Origin of the sequence: Streptomyces sp. Z423-1, from assembly GCF_013009255.1 — a bacterium.
Classification (GTDB): domain Bacteria; phylum Actinomycetota; class Actinomycetes; order Streptomycetales; family Streptomycetaceae; genus Streptomyces; species Streptomyces gossypiisoli.
Window position 1 is genome coordinate 5648920 of sequence record NZ_CP053109.1, and the last position, 11533, is coordinate 5660452.

Below are 11533 nucleotides of genomic sequence, written 5' to 3' on the forward strand. Positions count from 1 at the left end.
ACGGGGACGGGCAGGGCTGGTTGGGAAGTTACCCGTCCGTATGGGCGAGGTCACGGGTGTCGTGGTGTGACTCAGGACGCAATTTTCTAAGCGCTTGCTTTTCTGTCGTGGCTGCCTGCGCTACGACGGCTGCGGTGACGGCTCCGCCTCCGTCACCCGCCGCCTGCGCCTGCGCTTCAGCAGGGCCCACGGCCCGCGCGGCCCCGTCGGCATCGCCGCCGTGACCTCCGTACCGGCCTCCGAGGCCGCCTCGGCCGCGGCCCGGGCCACCGGCAGGAAGCCCTCGCGGCGGGTGACGTCGGGGCGTTCCTCCTCCGCCGGCCACAGGCCCAGGGCGGCGCAGACCGTGGGCAGGACGGCCATCGCGGCGGTGGCGTAGCCCTCGGCGGAGGGGTGGTAGTTGTCCGGGCCGAACAGCTCACGCGGGTTCGCGGCGAACTCGGGGCCCAGCAGGTCGCCCAGCGACACGGTGCGGCCGCCCTGCTCGACGACTCCGATCGTCTGGGCGGCCGCCAACTGGCGGGAGGCCCGTCTGGCCAGCCAGCGCAACGGCTGCTGCACCGGCTCGATCGTGCCCAGGTCGGGACAGGTGCCGACGACCACCTCGGCGCCTGCGGTGCGCAGTCGCCGTACCGCCGCCGACAGATGCCGTACCGAGCGGGTCGGCGGGATGCGGTTGGTGACGTCGTTGGCGCCGATCATGATCACGCAGATGTCGGGGGTCCGGTCCGGGTCCCCGAGGGCCAGCGACACCTGGCGGTCCAGGTCGTCGGACATGGCGCCGGGGACGGCGACGTTGCGCAGGTCGACGGGGCGTTCCGCGACCGCCGCGAGGCCCGAGGCGAGCAGCGCGCCCGGGGTCTGGCCGGCCCGGTGGACGCCCTGGCCGGCGGCGGTGGAGTCGCCGAGCATGGTGAACCTCAGGGGCGGGACGCCCGGGGTGTCGTACGTCCGTCCGTACCGCCCGCTCGTGTTCGGCACGTACGGCGTCGCGCCGTTGCCCACCTGGCGGCGGGCCAGCTGCACCTCGGCCAGCACCAGGCCGACGACCGCCGCACCGGCCAGGCCGATGCCACCACCGCCGTACGCCGCACCGGCTGCGATGCGCCGGGCCACCCTCGCCCTCGACATCCTGGTCATGCGTCGCCGACACCTCCTCGCACCCGTACATCCACTCCTTGCCCCGAAGCGAGCCCCCGCCAATCTCAACGGCGAGTGAACGCCGGTGACAGGCCATAGGCTGGCGCTACTACCAACGACCACTTCTGCAGCATCCGGAGACAACGGTGCAGTTCCACGACTCGATGATCAGTCTCGTCGGCAACACCCCGCTGGTGAGGCTCAACAACGTGACCAAGGGCATCCGGGCGACCGTCCTGGCCAAGGTCGAGTACTTCAACCCCGGCGGTTCCGTGAAGGACCGCATCGCGCTGCGGATGATCGAGGCGGCGGAGGAGAGCGGCGCGCTCAAGCCCGGCGGCACGATCGTGGAGCCGACCAGCGGCAACACCGGGGTGGGGCTGGCGATCGTGGCGCAGCAGAAGGGGTACAAGTGCATCTTCGTGTGCCCGGACAAGGTGTCCACGGACAAGATCAATGTGCTGCGGGCGTACGGCGCCGAGGTCGTCGTCTGTCCCACGGCTGTCGCGCCCGAGCACCCGGACTCGTACTACAACGTCTCCGACCGGCTCGTCCGCGAGACGCCGGGCGCCTGGAAGCCGGACCAGTACTCCAACCCCAACAACCCGCTGTCCCACTACCACTCGACCGGCCCCGAGCTGTGGGAGCAGACGGAGGGGAAGATCACCCACTTCGTCGCCGGCGTCGGCACCGGCGGCACCATCTCCGGGACCGGGCGGTACCTGAAGGAGGTCAGCGACGGCCGGGTCAAGGTCATCGGCGCCGACCCCGAGGGCTCCGTGTACTCGGGCGGGTCCGGGCGGCCGTACCTCGTCGAGGGCGTCGGTGAGGACTTCTGGCCGACGGCGTACGACCGTACCGTCGCCGACGAGATCGTCGCCGTGTCCGACAAGGACTCCTTCCAGATGACCCGGCGCCTCGCCAGGGAGGAGGGCCTGCTGGTGGGCGGCTCCTGCGGCATGGCCGTGGTCGCCGCGCTGCGGGTCGCGGAGCGGCTCGGCGAGGACGATGTGGTGGTCGTCCTGCTGCCGGACAGCGGGCGCGGGTATCTGAGCAAGATCTTCAACGACGAGTGGATGGCCGACTACGGCTTCCTGGAGGACGCCGGTCCGAGCGCCCGCGTCAGTGATGTGCTCAACGACAAGGAGGGCGGCGCCATGCCGTCCCTGGTCCACATGCACCCGGACGAGACGGTCGGTCAGGCCATCGACGTGCTGCGCGAGTACGGCGTCTCGCAGATGCCGATCGTCAAGCCGGGCGCCGGGCACCCGGACGTGATGGCCGCCGAGGTCGTGGGCTCGGTCGTCGAACGGGAGCTGCTGGACGCGCTGTTCACCAAGAGCGCCTCGCTCGACGACCCGCTGGAGAAGCACATGTCGGCGCCGCTGCCGCAGGTCGGCTCCGGCGAGCCGGTCGGGGACCTGATGTCCGTGCTCGGTACGGCGGACGCGGCGATCGTCCTCGTGGAGGGCAAGCCGACCGGTGTGGTCAGCCGGCAGGACCTGCTGGCCTTCCTGGCCAAGAACGCGAAGTAGCGGGAAACCGGCGGTGAACGGCCCACGATGGCGGCGAACTTGCGGTGACGTGTGCGTTTGTTGGTCTTCTCGGAAGTGGTACGAGTGCGTCACGTCCGCGCAGCACCCGCTTAACACGGGTCCGGCACATTAGTGGATGTCGGCAGGGCGGGAGCGGCTCCCCGCCCGGGCCGGCCCGTACGGCGCCAAGGACCTCCGGAGCGGCTCCCGGACCTCCATGGACGCCACGGACGCGCAAGCCCGGCCTGACCCGGGCCGCGTCCCTCGCGGGGACCGCCGTCGTCCCGCCCCCCGGCAACGGGGGTGCGGCGGTCCCCGCGCACACACCACTGACGTACGGGATCCGCGTTGTCGCCCGCGGAGCCGGTGGAGATACTGGCTCGCCGGGGAATCACGGGAGCGTACGAGGGGTGCGATGGAGCAGGCGGCGACTGGAGCCATGCTGCGGGTGGCGGACGTGCACAAGTCGTACGGCCGTGGCGCCGGCGCCGTTCATGCTCTGCGTGGCGTCTCTTTCGAAGTCCCTCGGGGAGAACTCGTCGCCCTGAAGGGACGCTCGGGCTCGGGCAAGACCACCCTGCTCAACATCGTCGGCGGCCTGGACGAGCCGGACAGCGGACGCGTCACCGTCGACGGACTGGACCTGCGGGATCAGGGAGAGGACGCCCTCCTCGCGCTGCGCCGGGAGCGTATCGGCTTCGTCTTCCAGTCTTTCGGGCTCATCCCCATCCTCACGGCTGCCGAAAACGTGGGCGTGCCGCTGCGGTTGCGCAGGGCCGACCCGCGCGAGCGGCGGGAGCGCGTCGAACTGCTGCTGTCCCTGGTGGGGCTCGCCGACCATGCCGCGCAGCGCCCGGGGGAGTTGTCGGGCGGCCAGCGCCAGCGCGTCGCCATTGCCCGCGCCTTGGCCAACAGCCCCTCGATTCTCATCGCCGACGAGCCGACCGGCCAGTTGGACGCGGAGACCGGGCACTCCGTGATGGAACTGCTGCGCGCGGTCGTCCGCAGCGAACGGATCACGGCTCTCGTGGCCACCCACGACCCGACCCTTCTGGACCTCGCCGATCGGGTGCTGGAGTTGAAGGACGGCGAGATCACCGAGTCCTGGAGCGAGCGGACGGCGGACAACGCCTAGTCGCCTTCAGGATCCTGACGGCCGGTCTGCGCCTTGTCCGGGCGGACGGCGATGTGGTCGGGTTCCAGTTCCAGGGCGACGCGGTCGCGCATGTCCAGGGCCCGGGTGTACTCGGCGGGGAGCTGGAGGCGGCCGGCCCGGTCGAGCATGGCGTATTCGCGGGCGACCAGGGTTTCCCGGCCGGTGGCGGAGTCGACTTCGCTGTGGCGCAGGACTTCCGTGGACGTGCGGCCGTCCCGGATGGCGACCGTGCGGCGGACCTCACCGGCGACGGACTGATCGTGGGTGACGACCACGATGGTGGTTCCCAGCGCTTCGTTGGCGGTGCGGAAGGCCGCGAAGACCTGTTCGGCGGTGCGGGAGTCGAGTTCGCCGGTGGGCTCGTCGGCGAGCAGGACCGCGGGACGGTTGGCGAGGGCGACCGCGAGGGCGACGCGCTGCTGCTGGCCGCCGGACATCTGGTGCGGACGGCGGTCGCGGCATTCGGCGACGTCCAGCAGGTCGAGGAGTTCCATGGCGCGGTCGGCCCGGGTGCGGCGCCGGCCCCGGCTGCGCGCGAGCTGCATGGGGAGGGCGACGTTCTGTGCGGCGGTGAGGTAGGGCAGGAGGTTGCGGGAGGTCTGCTGCCAGACGAAGCCGACGGTTTCGCGACGGTAGGCGAGGCGTTCCCTGGCGGACATGGCGAGCAGGTCGTGGCCGGCGACGCGGGCCGCGCCGGCGGTGGGTTTGTCGAGTCCGGCCAGGATGTTCATGAGGGTGGATTTGCCGCTGCCGGAGGCGCCGACCAGGGCCATGAGTTCTCCCTTGTTGACCAGGAGATCGAGGCCTTGCAGCGCCTGGACCTCCACGCCGTCGGCGGAGAAGATCCGCACCAGCCGGTCGCAGGTGATCAGGGCATCGTGGCCGTATGCGGCGGCGTTGCGCGCGGCGAGGGCACGGTCGGCGAGTTCGTCGAAGGTCGGATCGCTGGTCATCGGCTGCTCCTGGGCGGAAGGAGGGACACGGGCCGGTGCCGGAGGGGGACGCGTCTCGCGGTTCTGCTCATCGGCTAGTTGTCACCCAGCCTCAGTTCGCGGACCGAGCCACGCCGGCTGGTCCACCAGGCCTGCCCGGCGGGCACACCGATGGCCAGCATCAGCACGGTGAGCGCCGGAATCGCCAGGGAGAGCGGATCGCTGCGCAGCTCGGCCCCTTCGAGGGCGGACGGGGAGGCCAGGGCGATGGCCGTGAGGTCGATGCCGGGCGACAGCAGATGGATGCCGGCCCAGCCGGTCAGCATGCCGCCCGCCGCGGCCAGGAACGCTTGCGGAAGGGCTTCGAGGATCAGCAGCCGACGACCCTGCGCCCGGCTCATGCCCATCGTGCGCAGCCGGGCGAGCAGGGCGCTGCGTTCGGGCGCGGCGCGCAGCACGGTCAGCAGGAGGGCGAGTACGGCGTAGCCGGCGCCCGCGGCGACCGCGGCACCGTACAGGCGCTCCGCACCGGACTGCAGCGGTGAGTCGACGTGCCGCGCGCGTTCCTCGGTGCGCAGCCGGACGGTCGCCGCCGCCCCTTCCGCCGCCGTGCGCAGCGCCCGGCCGTTCAGGGCGTCACCGGTCAGCAGCAGGGTCGTCGTACGAGCCGCGCCGCGGGGGAGTGCGGAACGGTCCACGACCAGGAAGTCGTCGCCGATCACGGCCGGGGTGCGCTCCCTGACCAGGACGATCCGGACGGTGACAGCGGTGCCGTCCGCGAGCAGGACGGAATAGGGGCCGGTGCCGTACTCCTCGGCGACGCGCGGTGAGGCCAGCGCGGGCAGGGGGCCGGCGACGCCGCCCGTCGCGCCGGTGTCCCCGTGCCGCAGGCGCGCCGCGTCGAACGGGCCCAGTCCCGTGCGCTGCGACAGGTGCGCATAGGCGCCGGGGTCCACACCGGCCAGCGGTACCGGCTGACCGCCCTGTTGCGGCTTCGCCTCGCGGGTGAGGCTCGCCTCCGTCGTGTCGTGTACGCCGGGCAGTCGGCGGATGCGCTCGGGCAGGCCCTGGGGGAGCGCGCCGGTGGCGGTCTCGACGCGGCCGTCGGCGCCGACGGCGAGCAGCGCGGCCTGGTCGCGGGCTGCCGTGACACCCGCCAGGACCGAGCCGCCGAACGCGGCCGTGGTCAGGGCGCTCAGCAGGGCGAGCAGCGGCAGCACGGCGAAGCCGGAGGCGCGACCCGCACGGGCCAGCGACAGCGGAATCACCACGCCGCGCATCCGGGCGACCGAACGGCCCAGCGCACGCAGCGGCAGTGGGTGGAGGCGCACCAGCAGCAGAGCCGCGACCACGCCCGTCAGAACCGGAGCGGCGGCCACCAGCCCGGTGCTGCCAGAGCCCTGCCGGCGCAGTGCGGCGACCGCCCCCAGCGCGATCACCAGCACGGTGAGTTCCGCCACCGTACGGCGCCGCGAGGGCCGGGCGGAGGTGAGGTCCTCCCGGCCGTCGTGCATCCGTACCGCGCGGTGCGCCACCAGGGCGCGCAGCGGGAGCGCGACGCAGGCGAACAAGGTGACGGCGAGGGCGGCGGCGACGGCGGGCGCGGTGCGGGCACCGGGCAGGGCGAGCAGCGCGGCGGTCAGCCCCAGGGCGCCGGCCGGCACGGCCACCACCGCCGTTTCCGCCAGCAGCCCGGCGGCGAGGCCGGGCAGTGAGGCGCCCCGGGCACGCAGCAGGGTCAGTTCCGCGCGCCGGCGGTCGGCTGCCAGGCCGCCGGCCATGGCCAGGACGATCACGGCGAGGGTGCCGGTCCCGACGGCGGCGATGAGGAGCAGCGGCTCGATCCCCGACCGTAGCCCGGCATGGCCTGTGAGGACGTCGTCGAGGTCCGTCTGGGCCTCCAGACGCGGATCGACGACCGTCCGCAGGTGCTGTACTCCCGGGCCCGACTCCAGGGCGGCGACGGCGGACGCCATACGGTCGAGACCGTGCCCGCGCAGGGCGTCGACGTCGGGGGCCACCTGCCAGTACCGGTAGGGGCGGCCGGGGGTGCCCAGGAGGACGGGGCCGGCATCGGGAGCGAGGAGCAGGCCCCCGAGCCAGTAGACGTCCGTCGGCGCGCTGCCGGGCAGGCGGCTCAGCGCGGGGGTGCGCAGCACCGGCAGCGTTGACCAGTAGGCGCCCGAGGGGGAGCGCGGGGTGACGATCCCGGTGACCCGGATGCCGAGCGGGGCGCGGGCCGAGCCGGGCACGTGGATCACCGAGCCCACTCGGATGCGCAGCGTGCGGGCGGTGTCCGCGGTGACGGCGGCCTCGACCTCCGCGGTCGCCGCGGTCACCGGCTTGCCTGTGGTGCGGGGCAGCCGGCCCGCGGTGAGCCGGGAGTGGGAGGCCAGGTCCTGCTGAGCGGCGAGCACCACTTGGGCGGGCATCCCGCTGGGCCGGGGAAGCCAGGTGTCGGCCGCCTCCAGGCCGACGGCCGTCCGCACGCCGTACGACGACTGCGCGGGGTCGGGAACCAGCGGCGCCTTGGCAGCGGCGAGAACCTTGGCCTGCGCCGCGGCCAGCGGACCGGTGCGCAGGGCAGCCTCCGCCTCCCTCATCGTGTCGGTCCAGGGCGGCGGGGCCTGCAGCTGCACAGTCGTCCGGTCGGGAGCGGCCTGCTCGACCGCCCGGCGCAGGCCCGCGTCCCCGTACCGGTCGACGGCACGCGGGTATGCGGCGGCCAGAGCGGCGGTCACGGCCACCAGCAGCGCGAGGGCGACGGCCGCAGTGGGAAAGGCCCGCAGCCGGGTCCGCAACCCGGCCGGGAACAACTCGGCCCGTCCGTGCGGCCGCGCCGCGCTCGGCCCCTCGTCCTGCCCGGACACCGGCTGCGCAGTCACTCGTCCACCTCGTCCCTGAGCGTCACGACCGGCTTCGCCCGCCGCAGTGCCAGGGCCGCGGTCACCAGGACGGGGCCCGCGGCGAGGGCCGCCAGCAGGGCGGCCAGACGGGGGAGCGGGAGTTCGACCAGCACGGGCGGGAGCGGGCGGGTGGCCTGCCCGGTCAGGACGACGAGGGGGACCAGCGCATGGGTCAGCACAGCGCCCAGGGCAGTGCCGACCAGCAGCGCCAGGGCCAGCAGCACGCCGTGCTCGACGGCGATCAGCCGGGCCAGCCGACGGCGCGGTGCGCCCAGGGCGCGCAGCACGGCGAACTCGCTGTCCCGGGCCCGCATCGCCCCTGCCGCGCTCACCGCGAAGCCGAGCGAGGCGAAGAGCACCGTCACCCCGGCCGCTGCGACCAGTGCGGCCTCGGGGGCCGCCCCGAAGGGGTCGTCTCTGAGCTGCGCCGCCGTCTCGTCGCGCACCACCACCTGCCCGGGATCGACATCGGGCAGGGCACGCACGGCTTTCGCGGCGGCGCCGGGCGCGGAGGTGCGCAGCCACCACTCGGTGGGGTGCAGGCTGGTGCCGTAGCGGGCCTGGAGCACCCGGTTGACGGACCGCAGATCGACCAGCAGGGCCCCACCGTCCTGTGCGGTGGCTTCCGTGGTGGGCAGGCCGCGCGCGGTGCGGACGATGCGTACGGGCACGGTCCGGCCGTCGAACGCCACGTCGACACGCTGCCCGTCGCGGGCGCCCGAGGCGGTGAGGAACCGGTCGGTGGCGACCGCGACGATCTCGGGTGCCGCAGGCTGTGCGACATCCAGCCGGACCACCAGCGGGGAGGCCGGCGATGTGCTCTCTCGTGGCAGGTAGCCGGTGCTGTACGTCATGGTGACGGGCGCCGTCGATGTGATCCGGGGTCGGGTCGGTTCGGTGCTGCCGTCGGGGGAGGGGGCGGCCGCATCGGCCTCGGCCGCCGTCGCCCACGTCGTCGGCAACGTCAATTGCCGAACGCCGCCGTCGGCCGCCCTGGCCGTGAGCGTGCCGAGGACCAGGCGCTGCTGGTCGGCGCGGCCGGTCGGTTGCGTCGAACGCAGTTCGAGCCCGGTGAGGGCCAACGGGCCCCGGGCGCCGCCGAGATCCGGGGTCAGCGGGTGCGGGCGGCCGTCGGCGGCAAGGCGGCCGGACGGTATCTCGTAGGCGGTTCCGTGACCGTCCCGCACCGTGAGCGTGACGTCCGCGCCCGCCCCGGGTGCCGCGCTGTGCAGGGCAGCGGTCAGCGTGAGCCGGACCGTGCCCGCGGGCACGGCGATGCCCGCGGGTTCTCCGCGCGGCGCGAGCCCGGCGAGCAGCGGACGATCCGTCAGGTCACGCCGCATCAGCACCGTCCCGGCCGCGTCCGTCGTGTTCAGGGCCACAACGGTCGCGGTACGGCCGCCGGAGAGCGACACGGTGGTACGGGCAGCGGGGGCGACGGCATCGATGTGCGGAAGGTCCGCGTAGGCGTCGGTGCGGCCCAGGTCGCCGCTCCCGGCGCCGAGGACGCGCACCGCGGCTCCCGCCCGGAAATCGGCCTGGTCGTCCTGGGAACGGTGCCAGGACGCGCTCTGCCCGATCGCCAGCACACCCAACGCCGCGGAGATGACCAGGAGCAGCACCGGGCCCGCGCCGCGCATCGGACGGCGGCTGAACTGCCAACCGGCCATGGCCGCGGTCAGCCCGCGCCCCTCCGTCAGATGACGCTCGGCGACACGTGCCACCAAGGGCAGCAGCCGCAGCACCAGGACCGTTCCGGCGAGCAGTACGAGAGCGGGCGCCACCACCAGCAGCGGGTCGACACCGAGAACGCCCTCGCGGTCGGCGGTGACGGCGCCGGAGCGCCGGCTGCCGAGCTGCCAGAAGGCGACGCCCGCCACGGCGAGCAGCCCGAGATCCGCCCCGGCGCGCAGCGGTGCGGGCAGCGCGCCTGCCCGGCGCCCGACGGTGTCCTCGAAGGACGCCCGCAGCGCCGGGACGGCCACCGCCAGCGCACACAGCACGGCCACGCCCGCGGCGACCAGCCACACGTCGAGCCGACCGCCGGCCGGCACGTGGACGCGCACGCCCGCCCGGCCCAGGGCACCCTGCCCGGCCAGCAGCCGCGTCAGCGGCCCGGACAACAGCGGCGCGCCCACTACCGCGGGCGCGGAAATCAGCAGGGCCTCCAGCGCGGCCAGACCCGCCAGCCGCGCCCGGGTGGCACCGCGCGCCCGCAGCAACCGCGTCTCGGCCACGCGTTCCGAACTGAGCAACCGCGACACGAGCAACAGGGCGCAGGCCGCGAGCAGAGCGAGCTGAACGGCGACGATCAGCACGGTGGCGCGGGTGACGAGCAGGGAGCGTTCGACACGGTCCAGGACCTCGGGCAACGAAGTGGCCGCGACGGTCGTACCGCTGAGCGCGGGCCGCTCGCGCAGCTCCGCACTCCCCGTGCGGGCGGCCTCGCGCAGCGCGCCGATCCGCTCCGTGGTCAGCGAGGAGTAGTCGGCCGACGCCAGCCAGCCCGAAGGGCCGACGCTCACCCGGCCCGACGTCAGCACGCCCGGAGTGGTGAGCAGTGGACCGTACGTCGTGAAGCCGGACGCCTTCACCCCGCGGCCACCCAGGTCGTCCAACTGCCAGTAGGGTGCCCCGGCATCGGCCGGCCGGTACACGCCGGTGATCAGCACACGCACCGCCGGGCCGTCCAGACGGTCGGTGACGGTCAGCCGGGCGCCGGGCGCCAGCCCGAGCCGCTGGGCGGCGCTCTGCGGCAGCGCGGCCTCGGTGTACCCGGCGGCCACCGCCGTACGCGGCAGCCGCCCGGCGACGGTCCGCACCTGTGTGCGGTCCAGGGCGGCGAAGTGTGTGAGGTCCGGGTTCCCGTTCCGCTCGGAGGCCGGCCGCAGGGCGAGCGGCAGGGCGTAGGGGCCGGACCGCAGCAGGCTGCGCACCCGCACGGGCAGCCCGGCGAAGGTGGCGCGGGCTCCCGCCCGCACGGCGTCGTCAGCCGCCTGCCGTTCGCCGGCCGGCACGTCGGCCTTGACCACCAGCGCGGCCTCGGCAGCGGTGCGTTGCTCGGCGAGCGACCGCCGCAGCGCCGCATCGCCTGTCGCGCCCGCGTACGCGGTGAGCGCGGCCAGTACGGCCGTGGTCAGCAGAACAGTCAGCAGCGCGGCGGCGAGGAGCGCGCGATACCCCCGGGCCCGCAGCACCAGGAACCGCAACATGCCCGCTGTTGCTGCTCGTTCTGCCACCGGCCCCCCAGTATTCAGCCTGGAGAGCATAGTAGGACTGACTTCGGCGGCGTGATCCTGGACGAGCTCGGACGGTCAGTCCTCCCAGTCGCTGTCCTGATGCGACGTGCGGCGCCTGCCGAACAGTCCGGGGTTGACGCGGGCCGCCTGGAAGGCGTTGACGCCGACGATGCCGGCCCAGGCGACCAGCAGGCCGGGCAGGTCGGCCACGCCGCCGCCGATCGCGGAGAGCGGCACCGCCAGGACCAGCGAGACGATGCCGAAGCCGAAGCGCTCACCCCAGGAGTCCGTCGGCTTCGACGACCGCGAATCCCGCGCCACCGCCATCTGCTGCTCGGCCAACTGCCGCCGCAGCCGCCGCTCCACGGCCCCGTCAATGCGCTGGTCGACCTTCTGCAGGAACGAGTCGACCAGCGCGGACTCGTACTCCTCGCCCAGTTCCCTGCGCGCCTGCAGGGTGGCGTTGAGTTCCTTCTTCAGCTCGGAGTCCCGCGCGTCCATTCCGCTCATGAGATTCACGGTAGGGAGCGCGAGGGCCTGCCGCACTGGGGTTAGCCCCCGTTTCGGCGGCGGGTCAGCCGGTGGCTGTCAGGCCCGCCGAATCAAGTCCCTTGCCCGATCTGTA

7 protein-coding genes are annotated in these 11533 nt (G+C 73.8%); 2 read left to right on the forward strand and 5 right to left on the reverse strand.

Annotation, left to right across the window (positions count from 1 at the left end):
* Nucleotides 1–120: 120 nt before the first annotated feature.
* Nucleotides 121–1140 (reverse strand): SGNH/GDSL hydrolase family protein, encoded by a 1020-nt coding sequence (locus HJD23_RS25340; RefSeq protein ID WP_171108377.1) that lies wholly within the window; start codon nt 1138–1140, stop codon nt 121–123.
* Nucleotides 1141–1286: 146 nt separating this feature from the next.
* Between HJD23_RS25340 and HJD23_RS25345 the strand changes: the two genes are divergently transcribed.
* Nucleotides 1287–2675 carry a cystathionine beta-synthase gene (locus tag HJD23_RS25345; protein WP_171108379.1) on the forward strand — a complete coding sequence of 463 codons (1389 nt, stop codon included), beginning with the start codon at nt 1287–1289 and terminating at the stop codon, nt 2673–2675.
* Nucleotides 2676–3090: 415 nt separating this feature from the next.
* Nucleotides 3091–3810 carry an ABC transporter ATP-binding protein gene (locus HJD23_RS25350; protein WP_171108381.1) on the forward strand — a complete coding sequence of 240 codons (720 nt, stop codon included), beginning with the start codon at nt 3091–3093 and terminating at the stop codon, nt 3808–3810.
* On the opposite strand, the gene HJD23_RS25355 is transcribed toward HJD23_RS25350, so the two are convergent.
* The 4 genes from HJD23_RS25355 to HJD23_RS25370 all read right to left on the reverse strand — a co-directional run bounded on the left by HJD23_RS25355 (nt 3807) and on the right by HJD23_RS25370 (nt 11409).
* On the reverse strand, nt 3807–4784 hold the full coding sequence (locus HJD23_RS25355; protein ID WP_171108383.1) for an ABC transporter ATP-binding protein: 978 nt from the start codon (nt 4782–4784) through the stop codon (nt 3807–3809). The two genes, HJD23_RS25350 and HJD23_RS25355, sit on opposite strands and share 4 nt — an antisense overlap.
* A 74-nt stretch (nt 4785–4858) precedes the next feature.
* Nucleotides 4859–7579, reverse strand: coding sequence for an ABC transporter permease (locus HJD23_RS25360; RefSeq protein WP_171111404.1), 2721 nt, complete (start codon nt 7577–7579; stop codon nt 4859–4861).
* A gap of 65 nt (nt 7580–7644) precedes the next feature.
* Nucleotides 7645–10881, reverse strand: a complete 3237-nt coding sequence (locus HJD23_RS25365) for an FtsX-like permease family protein (RefSeq protein WP_171111402.1) — start codon at nt 10879–10881, stop codon at nt 7645–7647.
* A gap of 102 nt (nt 10882–10983) precedes the next feature.
* A complete protein-coding gene (locus tag HJD23_RS25370) occupies nt 10984–11409 on the reverse strand; it encodes a hypothetical protein (protein WP_171111406.1) in 426 nt (141 codons plus the stop codon).
* Between the last annotated feature and the right edge of the window lie 124 nt (nt 11410–11533).

Excerpts from the sequence above, each read along its gene's own strand:
- HJD23_RS25340 (WP_171108377.1), bottom strand. The coding sequence starts at position 1,140 with ATGACCAGGATGTCGAGGGCGAGGGTGGCCCGGCGCATCGCAGCCGGT.
- HJD23_RS25350 (WP_171108381.1), top strand. The coding sequence starts at position 3,091 with ATGGAGCAGGCGGCGACTGGAGCCATGCTGCGGGTGGCGGACGTGCAC.
- HJD23_RS25355 (WP_171108383.1), bottom strand. The coding sequence starts at position 4,784 with ATGACCAGCGATCCGACCTTCGACGAACTCGCCGACCGTGCCCTCGCC.
- HJD23_RS25365 (WP_171111402.1), bottom strand. The coding sequence starts at position 10,881 with ATGTTGCGGTTCCTGGTGCTGCGGGCCCGGGGGTATCGCGCGCTCCTC.
- HJD23_RS25370 (WP_171111406.1), bottom strand. The coding sequence starts at position 11,409 with ATGGACGCGCGGGACTCCGAGCTGAAGAAGGAACTCAACGCCACCCTG.